This is a genomic window from Bacillus sp. (in: firmicutes) (assembly GCF_031983925.1).
GTDB classification, from domain to species: domain Bacteria; phylum Bacillota; class Bacilli; order Bacillales; family Bacillaceae_G; genus Bacillus_A; species Bacillus_A pacificus.
Map to the genome: position 1 here is coordinate 456,688 of NZ_DALYZR010000003.1, position 13,906 is coordinate 470,593.

General features: G+C 35.8%; 14 protein-coding genes. 8 read left to right on the forward strand and 6 right to left on the reverse strand.

The genetic code is table 11. The annotated features are described in order from the left end of the window. Positions 1 to 20: 20 nt before the first annotated feature. Both RTP99_RS13815 and RTP99_RS13820 read left to right on the forward strand, forming a co-directional pair. Entirely contained in the window at positions 21 to 599 is a 579-nt protein-coding gene (locus tag RTP99_RS13815) for an LOG family protein (RefSeq protein ID WP_001225729.1), read from the forward strand. A gap of 118 nt (positions 600 to 717) precedes the next feature. Then, positions 718 to 999 carry a hypothetical protein gene (locus tag RTP99_RS13820; RefSeq protein WP_000390890.1) on the forward strand — a complete coding sequence of 94 codons (282 nt, stop codon included), beginning with the start codon at positions 718 to 720 and terminating at the stop codon, positions 997 to 999. Between the two features lie 16 nt (positions 1,000 to 1,015). On the opposite strand, the gene RTP99_RS13825 is transcribed toward RTP99_RS13820, so the two are convergent. The 3 genes from RTP99_RS13825 to RTP99_RS13835 form a co-directional block, all read right to left on the reverse strand. Beyond that, on the reverse strand, positions 1,016 to 1,213 hold the full coding sequence (locus RTP99_RS13825) for a hypothetical protein (RefSeq protein ID WP_000656322.1): 198 nt from the start codon (positions 1,211 to 1,213) through the stop codon (positions 1,016 to 1,018). A 275-nt stretch (positions 1,214 to 1,488) separates the two neighbouring features. Continuing rightward, positions 1,489 to 1,929, reverse strand: coding sequence for a Dps family protein (locus RTP99_RS13830; protein ID WP_001041889.1), 441 nt, complete (start codon positions 1,927 to 1,929; stop codon positions 1,489 to 1,491). Positions 1,930 to 2,265: 336 nt separating this feature from the next. After that, positions 2,266 to 3,699: an alanine/glycine:cation symporter family protein gene (locus RTP99_RS13835; RefSeq protein WP_000227573.1), complete on the reverse strand. Its 1,434-nt coding sequence runs from the start codon at positions 3,697 to 3,699 to the stop codon at positions 2,266 to 2,268. A 409-nt stretch (positions 3,700 to 4,108) separates the two neighbouring features. On the opposite strand from RTP99_RS13835, the gene RTP99_RS13840 reads away from it, so the two are divergent. The 6 genes from RTP99_RS13840 (at position 4,109) to nprB (ending at position 9,493) form a co-directional block, all read left to right on the forward strand. Then, positions 4,109 to 4,606, forward strand: a complete 498-nt coding sequence (locus RTP99_RS13840) for a cation:proton antiporter regulatory subunit (protein ID WP_001026069.1) — start codon at positions 4,109 to 4,111, stop codon at positions 4,604 to 4,606. Beyond that, on the forward strand, positions 4,607 to 5,806 hold the full coding sequence (locus RTP99_RS13845; RefSeq protein WP_000380215.1) for a cation:proton antiporter: 1,200 nt from the start codon (positions 4,607 to 4,609) through the stop codon (positions 5,804 to 5,806). A gap of 177 nt (positions 5,807 to 5,983) precedes the next feature. Continuing rightward, entirely contained in the window at positions 5,984 to 6,418 is a 435-nt protein-coding gene (locus tag RTP99_RS13850) for a DUF3920 family protein (RefSeq protein ID WP_000422828.1), read from the forward strand. Between the two features lie 112 nt (positions 6,419 to 6,530). Next, entirely contained in the window at positions 6,531 to 6,941 is a 411-nt protein-coding gene (locus RTP99_RS13855) for a MarR family winged helix-turn-helix transcriptional regulator (RefSeq protein ID WP_000845455.1), read from the forward strand. A 50-nt stretch (positions 6,942 to 6,991) separates the two neighbouring features. Continuing rightward, on the forward strand, positions 6,992 to 7,690 hold the full coding sequence (locus tag RTP99_RS13860) for a pirin family protein (protein WP_000488942.1): 699 nt from the start codon (positions 6,992 to 6,994) through the stop codon (positions 7,688 to 7,690). A gap of 153 nt (positions 7,691 to 7,843) precedes the next feature. Next, positions 7,844 to 9,493, forward strand: a complete 1,650-nt coding sequence (gene nprB / locus RTP99_RS13865; RefSeq protein ID WP_014893422.1) for a neutral protease NprB — start codon at positions 7,844 to 7,846, stop codon at positions 9,491 to 9,493. Between the two features lie 42 nt (positions 9,494 to 9,535). Here the strand turns inward: nprB and RTP99_RS13870 are convergent, their stop codons facing one another. The 3 genes from RTP99_RS13870 to RTP99_RS13880 all read right to left on the reverse strand — a co-directional run bounded on the left by RTP99_RS13870 (position 9,536) and on the right by RTP99_RS13880 (position 13,546). Beyond that, positions 9,536 to 9,853, reverse strand: coding sequence for a metal-sulfur cluster assembly factor (locus tag RTP99_RS13870; RefSeq protein ID WP_000082524.1), 318 nt, complete (start codon positions 9,851 to 9,853; stop codon positions 9,536 to 9,538). A 118-nt stretch (positions 9,854 to 9,971) separates the two neighbouring features. Then, positions 9,972 to 11,663 (reverse strand): methyl-accepting chemotaxis protein, encoded by a 1,692-nt coding sequence (locus RTP99_RS13875; protein ID WP_000008434.1) that lies wholly within the window; start codon positions 11,661 to 11,663, stop codon positions 9,972 to 9,974. Positions 11,664 to 11,851: 188 nt separating this feature from the next. Then, the gene (locus tag RTP99_RS13880) at positions 11,852 to 13,546 is read right to left on the reverse strand and encodes a methyl-accepting chemotaxis protein (RefSeq protein ID WP_000878415.1); all 1,695 of its coding nucleotides are present in this window, start codon (positions 13,544 to 13,546) and stop codon (positions 11,852 to 11,854) included. Positions 13,547 to 13,906 lie beyond the last annotated feature (360 nt).

Below are 13,906 nucleotides of genomic sequence, written 5' to 3' on the forward strand. Positions count from 1 at the left end.
TATAGTTTCGGGGTGTAAGGATGAGAAAGATTTGTGTGTTTGCAGGTTCCAACTTAGGGGAGAGACCAGAATTTAAAGAGCAGGCAATAGCGTTAGGGAAAATGTTTGTTGAGAACGATTATGAGCTTGTATACGGTGGTTCTTGCGTTGGATTAATGGGAGAAGTAGCAAATGAAGTACTTCGTTTAGGCGGGCGTGTAACAGGTGTTATGCCGCGCGGTCTATTCCGAGGAGAAATCGTTCATACAGGGTTAACAGAATTAATTGAAGTAGAAACGATGCATGAACGTAAAGCGAAAATGGCAGAGCTTTCGGATGCTTTCATCGCACTGCCGGGGGGATACGGAACGTTTGAAGAGCTATTTGAAGTAGTATGTTGGTCACAAATTGGTATACATAATAAGCCAGTTGGTTTATTGAACATAAAAGATTTTTATGGACCAATTTTGCAAATGGTTGAACGCGCAGCGGAAGAAGGGTTTATGAATCCGTCAAATAAAGAGTTAATCGTTTCAGCTGAGACAGCCGATAAATTAATTCATGAAATACAAAATTACGAGCGTCCTGTTTTAGGAACGAAGTGGAAGCAGTTATCATAATACAATTTTATAGAGAGTTTTGGAAACACATGTCACTTTATCTTCAAAAGGCATGTGTTTTTAATTTGGTTAAATATGTTAACGTTGAGATGTAATGTTTTTGAAAAAGGAGAAATAGATGGAAGAATTCGTGTTTTTAAGGCCGGTTTTTAAATGTATTTTAGCAGCATCTATTCTTGTTATGTTAATTGTTTCAATACAGAAGAAAGAGCGAATTAATGAATTTTCTCTTTGGTTTATTTCGATATTGTGTATCGGTGTTTCGGCGATCACGTTGTTTATGTCTGGGTTTATTGTTGATGAGTATAATTTAGGTGGAGATTCGTTGTCGTTTGATATGTTTATTGGGATAGTTTGTATTAGCGGTTTGAACTTCATTATTTATTATAGGCGGAAATAAAAAAAGGCATTCCGTATTACTTTGGAATGCCTTTATCATTTTGATTACTTTGTTTTTTATACAAGTACCAGCCACCCCAGCCGCCACCAATTGCTACTACAACGAGGAAAGCGTAGTCTTTCACCTCGATACGTATGTTGAAAATATTAGCTATAAGTAAGACAATCCCAACTGTTATTAACGCAAAAAATGCTCTAATTAAGTAGTCTTTCAACTGAACCACTCCCGCCATTTAAGTAGTAAATGATGAATATGGAAAAGCTTTTTTTGAATCTATGTTACTATATTTTAACATAAAAGAGATTGTAATATATTGATGAAAGTAGGGGAGAGGGACGCAGATCTTGTCGTGATTTGTCGGTAAGTCGATATCCTATGTCGAATCGTCGATATATAGGGAAAATCGTTGATATAAATTTCATGTACTGATACGCGCGACCATTCCATAGAAAAAAGCGACTCTGAACGAGCCGCTTCCGCTTTTAAGTATTACTGATTCAAGAACGCACGTAGCATCCAAGCGTGTTTTTCTAGTTCTGTGTAGATGCCTAGTAGTAGGTCAGATGTCATTTCGTCATCAGAGTCTTGAGCGATTTCCATGCCTTTTTTCAGTTCGACTAGCATCATTTCGTAGTCTTTCATGATTGCTTCGACCATCCCTTCTGCAGTTTCTCCGTATGCTGCTTCTTGAATAGAAGATATTTCTAAGTATTCTTTCATTGTTGCTACTGGTTTGCCGCCAATTGCTAAAATACGTTCTGCAATTTCATCGATGTGAGTAGCTGATTCTGTGTAAAGTTCTTCGAATTTCTCATGTAATGTGAAGAATTGAGGTCCTTTTACGTACCAATGGAAGTTGTGTAATTTTGTGAATAAAACGCTCCAGTCTGCTACTTGTTTGTTTAATACTTCGATTACTTGTTTGTTCATTATGATCAATCTCCTTTTGAGTTGTTATGTGATATCAATTACTAATTTATAATTATTATAATCTAGTAATTCGTATAAATCAACCCTTTTGCTGGAATTAATTTGAACAAATTATGAACTGTTGTAAATAAAAATCCCTATTACGTTGAAGTAATAGGGATTTTGTTTGATATATAGCTGTTGTTCTAAACGAGCTGCTTTCACTTTTAGTGATATCCAGCTCCAGCGGCTAGAATCTCCGGGCATTTCGCTCTCTCGCTCGAAGCAAAAAGCGCTTCAAGGTCGAGAGCTCCAAATAGCCTGCGATTCTGGACGAGCCGCCTCCGCTTTTAATTATTACACAGCCTTCTGTTTTTCTTCTATATCCTGTCCATCCCAGCACTCTGTATTTTGTAAGCCAGGGATAGAACTTGCAACGAAAACAGGATCTTTTCCTTGTTTCTTTTGCTTAATATAGTCTACTAATGCTGCGTAGGCGAATTTGCTTAGGAATGAGATGGCAATTAAGTTTGTGAATACCATTAGTCCCATGAATAAATCAGCTAAGCTCCAAACTGTTTGAAGGGCAGCGATTGATCCGAAGAATACCATTCCGACAACTGCCACGCGATAAATCATTAACCATGTTTTGCTTTCTTTAATGAATGCGATATTTGTTTCACCATAATAGTAGTTTCCTAGAAGCGAACTGAAAGCGAATAGGAAAATAATAATCGCTAAGAAAGTGCTTGCCCACGGTCCGATTTGTGAACTTAATGCATTTTGTGTTAATTCGATACCTTTTAAATTTGAACCTTTGTAAAGTCCAGAACATAATACGATAAATGCTGTTGATGTACATACTAAGAATGTGTCTACGAAAACACCTAATGCTTGAACAAGTCCTTGTTTTACAGGGTGAGATACATCTGATGTTGCGGCTGCGTTAGGGGAGCTACCCATACCTGCTTCTGTTGCGAATAGACCGCGCTGAATTCCGTACTTGATTGCTGCTCCAATACCACCAGCGATGGCTTGGTCTAAACCGAATGCACCATTAAATATTTCCATAAAAATGCTTGGTAACATAGTAAAGTTGTTAATCACGACAAAAATAGCCACACCAATATAAATGATTGCCATTGGAGGAACAATCATTTCCGTAATACGTGAAATGCTCTTAATGCCACCGAAAATAATAACTGCAACTAATAAAGCTAATAGAGCTCCTACGATCGTTCGCTCTAGTCCAAAAGCATTTTCAAATGCAATTGTTACTGTATTTGCTTGTACAGAATTGAAAATTAATCCGTATGCAACTGTAATAAGAAGTGAGAACCAAACACCCATCCAGCGTTTGTTTAATCCTTTTTCCATGTAATATGCGGGTCCACCACGGAATCTGCTTCCATCTTTTACTTTATAAATTTGCGCGAGCGTACATTCTACGAAACTAGTAGCTGCTCCAAGGATGGCGATAAACCACATCCAAAACACTGCACCAGGTCCACCCATTGAAATAGCTAATGCTACACCAGCTAAATTTCCGATACCGATACGTGCTGCTGCACTTAAGCAAAATGCTTGGAACGGAGAGATGCTATCTTTCTTTTTTTCTTTTCGATTAAATCCTTTACTAATTAAACCGACCATCTCACCGAAATGAGTAATTTGGACAAATTTTAATTTAAAAGAAAAATAAAGACCGAAGCCGATTAGCATTGCAATAAGAATATATGACCATAAAATATTATTCGTTACCTCAAGGAATCTGCTAAAGATATCAACCATATAATACACTTCCTTTTTTCCGTAATAAGAAAATTATATGCAAAAAATATACGAGAATCAATTTTTCTAAAAATTATGTTACTTAAAGTTATTTTATGTTATGATTATGTTACATCGTAATATTTTTAGAATTGTTTCCATTTTAAAAAACTAAATGTAAAGCGAGAAAGAGGGGATAATTTGAAAGAAGAAACTTTATTGAAAGTAAGCCTTAAGAGTTTGAAAATGAGAAGTAATATATTTTTTATCATTACATCTTTAAGTATCTTTTTAGGAGCCACTTATTATTACAATAAAAGATTTCCAAATCACAGGTATCCTGAATGGTTAGAGTTTCTAAAGTTGATTGGATGAATAAAAGGCAGAAAAACAGAAAATTCAAATAAAAATTGTTGTGGAGGAGCTAAATATGAATATTAGAGAAAGTGAACTTCCGGGTATTGGTTATAAGTTTCAAATCGTTACGAAAGGTAACGAGAAGATGGTGATTGTTATTCATGATGACGGGCGTAGAGAAATGTATCATTTTGATTCAGACCATGAAGAAAGTATCTCAAGTATTTCATTACGTGACTCAGAGGCAAGACAAATTGCAGCCATATTAGGTGGAATGGTATATAAGCCGAGAGCATTAGAAAATGTTGAAATGGTTTTTGAAGGTTTGGCGATTGAGTGGTTTAAAGTGGAGAATGCTGCGCCAGCAATCGGAAAAACAATCGGCGATCTGGAAATAAGAAAAACATATAGCGTAACGATTATTGCAGTTATGAAAAAGAATATGAAAAAGCTATTTAATCCAGGACCAGAAACAGTAATTGAGGAAGGCGATATGCTTGTAGTTTCAGGTGAGAGAGAAGAAATTAAAAAAATTATTAATGAGTTACTTTCGAATAGGGGGACTGACTAGATGGATACGTTAATTTTTGAAGTTGGTACAGCGTTAGTATTAGTTGCAATTGCAGCAGTAATTGCTGGTAAGTTTAAATTCTCAGTTATTCCGTTTTTAATTGTTCTTGGGATGTTAGTGGGGCCACATGCGCCGACAATTGGTGTGATCGATTTCAAGTTTATTGAAAGTGCAAGTGTCATTTCCTTCCTTGGACGGATTGGCGTTCTGTTTCTTCTGTTCTATCTAGGACTAGAGTTTTCGATGAAAAAACTAATTAAATCTGGACGTTCTATTGCGATTGGCGGAACGATCTATATTTTAATTAACTTTTCACTTGGGTTATTGTACGGATTTATCATGGGATTCCCTTTACTAGAAATCTTAATTATTGCGGGGATTATTACGATTTCTTCTAGCGCTATCGTTGCAAAGGTGTTAGTGGATTTAAGAAGAACTGGTAATAATGAGACCGAATTAATTTTAGGAATTATCATGTTCGAAGATATATTCCTTGCTGTATATTTATCAGTCGTTTCTGGATTAGTTCTAGGGGATCACGCTTCATTCTTAGGTGCCCTTACTTCAATTGGAATTGCTTTAGGATATATGCTTCTATTCTTTATTGTAGCTAGAAAGGCGACGCCGTTATTAAATAAATTGCTTAATATTAGTTCGGATGAAATTTTCATTATTGTAGTATTTGCTTCATTATTCTTTATTGCAGGATTCTCGGAAACAATTCACGTTGCCGAAGCAATTGGAGCACTTCTTTTAGGATTAGTTTTCTCTGAGACAGAGCATAGTGACAGAATTGAACATCTCGTTGTTCCATTTAGAGACTTTTTCGGAGCTATTTTCTTCTTCAGTTTCGGATTAAGCATTGATCCGTTTTCATTGGGCGGAGCGATATGGTTAACGTTAGGTGCAGTTCTTCTTACAATCATCGGGAACTTTATAGCGGGGATGATTGCAGGACGACAAGCTGGATTATCTCATAAAGCGTCAACAAATATTGGATTAACAATCGTTTCAAGAGGAGAATTCTCCATCATTATGGCCAATATCGGTATCGCTGGTGGTTTAATGTCAGTCTTGAAGCCATTCTCAGCACTATACGTGCTTATACTATCTATCTTAGGTCCACTTCTGACAAAAGAGTCAAAGAATGTATATAAATTTTTAAATAAAATCTTTAAGTGGGATACGAAGACTAACTAAATTAAAAAAATAAAAGTAAAAGATATGTATGAAAAAGTGATTACGGAAAAGGAATCTATGACGACATAGGTTCCTTTTTTATTGGTATTTTTTCAAGGATGAAAGAATACGTTTAATATTTACCATATTGTGGCATACATATAGAAAAAGGGTGCTTGGAAAGGGGAATAAAGAGAAATGGAACTCCAGTTTCAAAATGTATATCAACAGGTGGAGAATTGGTATGTGTTGGATTCGGAGCTTCCTTGGGATGTCAAAAGGCTTAGAGACGATTTATTTTCACTGATTGAAGTATGTAAAACACCGGTTATTTTTTGTGATACGTGTGATGTGAATCATGTCCTTTTATCACTAGGAGAAGAAGAAGAGGAATTTTTATTCCCAGTAGGTGGTTTTTATCATAAAGAAAAACAATTAATTTTTGTTTGTATGTGGGAAGAGTATGAGCAAGTCCTTAAAACACTACTGCATGAATTTCGTCATGCAATGCAGCATAAGAGCGAAGTATTGTATGTTGGAAGTGAATTGTACGAAGATAGATGGATTGAGAAAGATGCGAGAAAGTTCGCGGAGAGGAAGTTAGATGAATATAAAAATAGAAAGTTAATGTAAAGCATAGTGGAGAAATAGCGCTGTGCTTTCTTTGCTTCTTACTAAAAATAAGTAATTGACTTTTATGAAGTTTAGTTCTAAACTAATGGTATGAAATGAGCGAGGTGATGAAATGAAAACAGAAGATAGACTAGGTTTACTACTATGGTTTCGTTTATCACGTTTTTATAACAAAAGTATTCGTGAGACGAATCAGCATTTGAAAGAATGGAAAGTATCTGCCGCTCAGTTTGATGTACTAGCTCAAGTTGGAGGGCATGGCCGTTTAACGCAGCAAGAGCTTGGAAATAAGCTATTTGTTACGAAGGGAAATATTACGCAGCTTTTAAATAAAATGGAGCAGCTCGAATGGATTCGTCGTGAACAAGAAGGTACTACAAAATATATTTCGTTAACAGAAAAGGGAAGAGCTTTATATGAAGAAATCATCCCGCCTCAAGAAACATTCCAAGCGGAGCAGTTTCAAAATTTAAATGTAGAAGAACAACATCAATTACTACAATTACTAAAAAAGTTACAGTGAGAAAAATTTTAAAATAAATCTCGAATTCGAGATAATATGAGGTGAAGGATATGTTTAGAAAAGTTGATCATAAAAATATGGGAAGAGCAAATCACGGTTGGTTAAATACACATTTTCATTTTTCATTTGCAAATTATTATAATCCTAATAACATGAACTTCGGTGCATTACGTGTAATTAATGATGACTTAGTAGCACCGCAAACTGGTTTTGATATGCATCCCCACCGCGATATGGAAATCATTTCGTACGTTGTAGACGGTGCTTTAACACATGAAGATAGCATGGGGAACCGCGGAACAATTGAGCGTGGACATGTTCAATATATGAGTGCGGGTACGGGTGTATTTCATAGTGAGCATAATTTAGGAAATGAAACATTACGTTTACTACAAATTTGGATTTTACCAGATCGCGCGGACCATAAACCAAACTATGGTGAGTTTAAATTTGATTGGAGCAAGCGTGAAAATGAATGGTTTCATATGGTATCTCAAGTAGAAGGCGGGGCACCAATTCAAATTCATCAAGATGCGAATTTATATGCTTTATCGTTACATGCTGGAAAAGAAATTCATTTTCCAGTGAAAGAAGGCCGTCAATTGTATCTTGTACAAATTGAAGGTAGTAGTGTAATCAATGGTGAGACACTTGTTATGCGTGATGCGGCAGAAGCGATAGAAGAAGATATTCATATTGTAGCGAAAGAGCAATCTCACTATTTAGCAATTGAATTGAAAAAACAATAAAAGGTTTGAAAAGAGGACATCCGATAGATGTCCTCTTTTTTTGAGTGGAATTGTCAGAAAAAACTTTCTCAAATTTTAGGGAAAGGTATCAACTTGAAAAACAAGAATTGTATAAAAGTGTCAAAAATCTTTATGGGAATGGGGAATGTTATAGTGAAAAAGCAAGTCATTTCATCAGCATTAGCGTTAACTGTTATCGCCGGGGGATTTGGAACATTTGGAGCAACGACAACGAAAGCGGAAGAACAAAAAATTCAATACCATCAAGAATTTAAAACGCCTGCATACATAGGTGAAGAATGGAAAGCACCGGAAGGACTAGATAAAAAAGAAACGGTCTTTCAATATTTAGAGAGTAAGAAAGATATGTTCAAATTAGCAGGAAATATGGATAAACACTTTAATGTCGTTGGGGAAGAAAAAGATGCTGAATCCGGTACAACACACGTGAAGCTAGTTGAGAAACATAATAATATTCCTGTGTACGGTTCAGATCAAACAGTTACACTAGATAAAGAGAATAATGTAAAAGCATTCTTCGGACAAGTTATTCCGAATTTGGAGGATAAAAATATTCCTGCATTTGCAAAGATTAGTGCAGAGCAAGCAGAAACAATTGCAAAGGCAGATATTGAAAAAGAAGTTGGTAAAGTAAAGAATTATGACGGTGTGAAAAAAGATTTATATGTGTATGAAAAAGATGGGAATTACTATCTTGCATACTTAGTGAAAGCATCGATTTCAAAGCCAGCTCCAGGGTATTGGCATTACTTTGTTGATGCGACAAATGGAAATGTGATTGAGAAATATAACGCTGTAGATAACATTACAGGATTTGGTTACGGAGTATTGGGCGGTAAACAATCATTTGAAATTGCTCAAGATACGAAAACAGGAGAATTCAACTTATTTGATGGTAAACGAGGACAAGGTATCCATACATTTGATGCAGAGAATATGGACGAAAACTGGTTTAATCTATTCTCACAAATTCTTGGGTATACGGGAGAAGAAGTTAAGAGTAAATCTAAGTTCTTCGAAGATAAAGCGGCAGTTGATGCGCATGTAAATGCAGGGAAAGTATATGATTACTACAAAAAGACATTTAATCGTAACTCTTTCGATGATAAAGGTGCGAAGCTAATTTCTACTGTTCACGTTGGAGAAAGCTGGAATAACGCAGCTTGGAACGGTGTGCAAATGATGTATGGTGATGGCGATGGTAAAACATTCATTCCATTATCTGCTGGACTAGATGTTATCGGTCACGAATTAACGCATGCTGTCACTGAGCATACAGCAAATCTTGTTTATAAAAATGAGCCGGGTGCGTTAAATGAATCGTTATCTGATATTATGGGTGTTATGGTTGAGAAGAAGAGCTGGGATTTAGGTGCTGACATTTATACACCTGGTAAACCTGGTGATGCACTTCGTTCATTGAAAGATCCAGCATCTATTCCGAATCCATTAAAACCAGGTGAAGGTTACCCAGATCACTACAATAAGCGCTACACTGGAACAGCTGATAATGGCGGCGTTCACATTAACAGTAGCATTAACAATAAAGCTGCATACTTAGTATCTGAAGGCGGGGAGCATTACGGCGTGAAAGTAACAGGAGTAGGCCGTGAAGCGACAGAAAAAATTTATTACCGTGCTCTTACGAAATATTTAACTGCAAACTCTGACTTTAAGATGATGCGTCAAGCAGCACTTCAGTCAGCTGAAGATTTATATGGTAAAAACTCTAAAGCTGTACAAGCTGTAACGAAAGCTTATGATGCAGTAGGTGTAAAATAATAAGAGAAAAAGACCTGACTAGGATGTCAGGTCTTTCTGTATTTAGTCGCGAATACCTAATGCGATTTTCGCCATACGTGACATACGTTCTTTAGACCAGGGCGGATTCCATACGACATTTACTTCTATTTCATTGACTTCAGGTACGTTCGTTGATAATACTTTTTTTACGTCTGATACAATTTGCCCAGCCATTGGACAACCGATAGAAGTCATCGTCATCGTAATGACAGCATTATTATTTTCATCTGCTGTAACGTCATAAACTAATCCAAGATTAATGATATCAACACCGAGTTCAGGGTCAATAACAGCTTCTAAGCTTGCATATAACTTTTCTTCAAATGCTTGTTGTGACATGTGTAGCACCCCCTACATATTAATGATATCGATTCTCATTATAACGGATATATGTCTAAAGTGCAGGAAATGAGCTCAAAAAAATATTCCTCTTGGAAGAGGAATATTTTTGGAATGGCTATTCAGTTTTAAAATGAGATACGAGTTGATCTAATTCTTCAACTGTTTGTTTCATTTGTTTAGCTGTTTGTGTCATTTCATTCATCGTAACGACTTTTTTCTCAGCAGATTGTGCTGTTGCCGCTGTTTCACTAGATACTTCGGTAGAAATAGAAGCGATGTTATTCAGTGAAGCGTTCATTTCTTCAGCACTTGCAGCCATTTCTTCAGCAGTTGCTGAGATGTCTTGCATTTGAGTAGATACTTTGTTTACTTGTTCTACAATTGTTGTGAAAGAATTGCCAGCTTCACGAATAACATGAATGCCTTCAGATGCTTCCGAACGGCCTTGCGACATCATAGAGTTAGCAGTTTCAGTGTCTTGTTGAATTTGATGTAGTAGCTGGTTAATATCTGTTGCCGCTGTTTTAGATTGTTCAGCAAGTTTTCGAACTTCGTCAGCTACGACAGCGAAACCTTTTCCTTGTTCGCCAGCACGAGCTGCTTCAATAGAGGCGTTTAAAGCAAGTAAGTTTGTTTGTTCTGCGATATTAGAAATAGATTGTACAGCTGTATCAATATATTTTGTATGAGTGATTAGACGTTCGACCACTTCTGACGTAGCATTTACCGCGTCGTGTATCGTTGTCATTTGTGAAACAGATTTTTGAATAACAGTATTTCCATCGTTAGCTTGTTCAGATGTAGCTACAGCAAGTTCAGTTACAGATGAAGCAGATTCAGCAATGCGCTGAACACTTACTGTCATATCGTCCATTGCAGTTGAGCTTTCTTCCATGCTAGCAGATTGCGATTGAATACTTGCATTTAAGCTAGACATCGAGCTTTGAACTTTTATTGTTGCCTCACGTGATATATTCGTTTTTTCTAGCATATTTTCAGAAGCGTTTTGTACTTCCACAGATGTTTTTTGAACACGATTAATAATATGTTGTAGATTTTCTAACATTTTATTAAATGATGTTGCAATCGTACCAATTTCATCATTACTATTTACTTGTAGGCGGGCTGTTAAGTCACCTTCTTGAGATGATAATTCTTTTAGCTTGCTATCAATTTGTTGAATTGGTTTAACAAGTTTACCAGAGAACCACCATGCAAGTGTGATAGCTACGATAATACAAATAACAAGTGATAAGAAGACAACATATTCAATTTGTAGTGAAGATTGATCAATTTTTGCGATAGATTGATCACGTAGCTTAGCTTGTTCATTACTATAATTTGTGAAGTCACCAATTACTTTATAAACAGTACCATTTTCTGCATAAGCTACTTGTAAAGCTTCTTCCCACTTTTGTTCTTTTGCAAGAGGGAAAACTTTTTCTTCAATAAATTTTCTCCAAGCCGATCCTGATTCCATTGTGCTTTTCACAGATTGAGAAAGATTAGGATTTGAAAGAAGCTCATCCTTCTTATCTTCAAGAAGTTTACTCATTTCATTAAATTTGTCTAATTCAACTTGATCGTGCTGTAATAAATACCCTCTTAAAGCAGAGAGCTGTACTTGGTAAGCATCCCCGCGCTCTTTTAATTGTGTTGCAAGGGGGGAAATCTCTTTTTGTAATGCTTCAGCTTGACGAGATTGATCAATAGCAAAAAATAAAATAAAAGCTAAGGCGATTCCAAATAAAGCGCAAATCGTTCCCATCATGAACATTAGTTTTTTTCGAATGCTAATAAAACTCATATAATAAAATCCTCCTTTGTGAAATCATAGTATTAGAATTAATTAATGTAAAAAATTGAAAGAAAGCTTTACTCCGTCTGGAATAAAGCTTTCTTCTTTCCTTTAGGAATTATAGCAGACGGAATGAGAGATAGAAAGAGATATTTTAAAGTGAAAAAAGAGAGATTGTAAATCTCTCTTTTTTCACTTTAAGCATTTGTTTTGAAATGAGAAACGAGAACTTCAAGTTCTTGTACGGTCGTTTTCATTTCAGATGCTTTTTTAGCAACGACACTCATTTTGTTTACTTGGTCACCAGCTGAAGTTGCTGTTTGTGATGTTTCAGCGGCAACTTCACTTGAAATAGAAGCGATGTTATTTAAAGCTGCATTCATTTCTTCAGAACTTGCGGCCATTTCTTCAGCAGTTGCAGACACCTCCTGCATTTGTGTAGAGACTTTGTTAATGTGGTTAACAATTTCTGAGAATGAAGATCCAGCAGTACGAATGACTGTAATGCCTTCAGAAGCCTCTGACTGACCTTGCGTCATCATTTCATTTGCTATTTTTGTATCTGCTTGAATTTGATGAAGTAAATGGTTAATATCAGTTGCTGCTAGCTGAGATTGTTCAGCAAGCTTTCGTACTTCATCGGCAACAACAGCGAAGCCTTTTCCATGTTCACCAGCACGAGCCGCTTCAATGGAAGCATTTAAAGCAAGTAAATTCGTTTGTTCCGCGATATTAGAAATAGATTGAAGTGCAGTATCAATATGATTTGTATGTGTAATGAGTCGTTCCACTACTTGTGATGTAGCGTTCACAGCTTCATTAATGGTATGCATTTGTGTAATAGATTTCTCAATGACTTTATTCCCACTATCAGCTTTTTCTGAAGTAGTAACAGCTAGGCTAGCAACAGAAGATGCGGATTCTGCAATACGTTGAACACTCGTTGCCATATCGTCCATTGCAGTTGAACTTTCTTCGATGCTGGAGACTTGTGAACGAATATTATGCTCAAGAGCATTCATAGTTTCTTGCGTTTTTGCTGTATTTTCCATAGAAGCAGTTGTTTCAATAAACACATTTTCAGATGCTTCTTTTACACTTGTTGATGTTTGTTGCACTTGTTGTATGATACGTTGTAAGTTAGCGAGCATTTGATTAAAGGAATTGGCGATATCACCGATTTCATCTTTACTCGTTACGTGCAGCCTAGCAGTTAAATCACCATCTTGAGAAGCTAATTCTTTTAATTTCTCATCAATTTGTCGTATCGGTTTAACGAGTTTACCAGAGAACCACCATGCTAATAAAATAGATGTTACTGTACATGTAATAAGTGAGAAGAAAATAATATATTGAATAAGAGATGAAGAAGATTCTACGTCAGCAATTAATGCGTCACGTTTATCATTTTCTTCATTTGCATATTTCGTAAAACGACTTAAAAGGTCGTTTACATAATCGGTTTGAGCTAAAGCGATTTTGGATGCTTCGTCCCATTTTCCTTCGCGAGCGAGAGGGAGGACTTCATTATCTATGACGCTTCGCCATTTTCCACCCATTAAAATGGCTTCTTTCATTCCTTCCGAAAGTTTTTTATCACTAGTTACTTTTTCTCTCGTATCAGCTAGTTTTTTTCCTTCTCGGTTGAATTTATCCAATCCTTTTTGATCATGTGACAGTAAATATTCTTGTAAACCAGCAACTTGTGCTTGGAACCAATCGCCACGTTCTTTTAAAATGGTTGCTCTTTTGGATACATCATTTTTTAAGGTTTCGACTTCATTTGCTTGATTCATGGCGAATGAAAGAATAACAATAAGAGCAATGCTAAATAAGGAACAAATACTTAAGAGTGTGAACAGTAGTTTTTTTCGAATGCTAACATATTTCATCGTTACCCCTACCTTTTAAAACCTATTTATTATGATTTATAAATTTTAATACAGAGTTAATAAAAACATTATTATGAAGTTATTAATCTGTTCAATGAAAATTATAGCAGATAATGGAAGATAGCAAATCAGTATGAGTAAATGTTCTTAAAATGTATACATTTGTATATCGAAAAATTCATAAATAAAAATTAGAAATGCTATTGTAATTTGAAAAAACATCATGTATACTTCTAATTAGTTGATAACGATTATCAGTATCAACTAATAACATTACTCTTCGTTATGTTGGTCATACCCCTTTTTGACGACGTAAGTCAGAGACGAAATGTTGAAATATCTTGTGTCCTATTCTACAGA

Bases quoted from the DNA above. Each gene is read 5' to 3' on its own strand.
- RTP99_RS13815 (WP_001225729.1), top strand. From the start codon at position 21: ATGAGAAAGATTTGTGTGTTTGCAGGTTCCAACTTAGGGGAGAGACCA.
- RTP99_RS13820 (WP_000390890.1), top strand. From the start codon at position 718: ATGGAAGAATTCGTGTTTTTAAGGCCGGTTTTTAAATGTATTTTAGCA.
- RTP99_RS13830 (WP_001041889.1), bottom strand. From the start codon at position 1,929: ATGAACAAACAAGTAATCGAAGTATTAAACAAACAAGTAGCAGACTGG.
- RTP99_RS13835 (WP_000227573.1), bottom strand. From the start codon at position 3,699: ATGGTTGATATCTTTAGCAGATTCCTTGAGGTAACGAATAATATTTTA.
- RTP99_RS13840 (WP_001026069.1), top strand. From the start codon at position 4,109: ATGAATATTAGAGAAAGTGAACTTCCGGGTATTGGTTATAAGTTTCAA.
- RTP99_RS13845 (WP_000380215.1), top strand. From the start codon at position 4,607: ATGGATACGTTAATTTTTGAAGTTGGTACAGCGTTAGTATTAGTTGCA.
- RTP99_RS13850 (WP_000422828.1), top strand. From the start codon at position 5,984: ATGGAACTCCAGTTTCAAAATGTATATCAACAGGTGGAGAATTGGTAT.
- RTP99_RS13855 (WP_000845455.1), top strand. From the start codon at position 6,531: ATGAAAACAGAAGATAGACTAGGTTTACTACTATGGTTTCGTTTATCA.
- RTP99_RS13860 (WP_000488942.1), top strand. From the start codon at position 6,992: ATGTTTAGAAAAGTTGATCATAAAAATATGGGAAGAGCAAATCACGGT.
- RTP99_RS13870 (WP_000082524.1), bottom strand. From the start codon at position 9,853: ATGTCACAACAAGCATTTGAAGAAAAGTTATATGCAAGCTTAGAAGCT.
- RTP99_RS13875 (WP_000008434.1), bottom strand. From the start codon at position 11,663: ATGAGTTTTATTAGCATTCGAAAAAAACTAATGTTCATGATGGGAACG.
- RTP99_RS13880 (WP_000878415.1), bottom strand. From the start codon at position 13,546: ATGAAATATGTTAGCATTCGAAAAAAACTACTGTTCACACTCTTAAGT.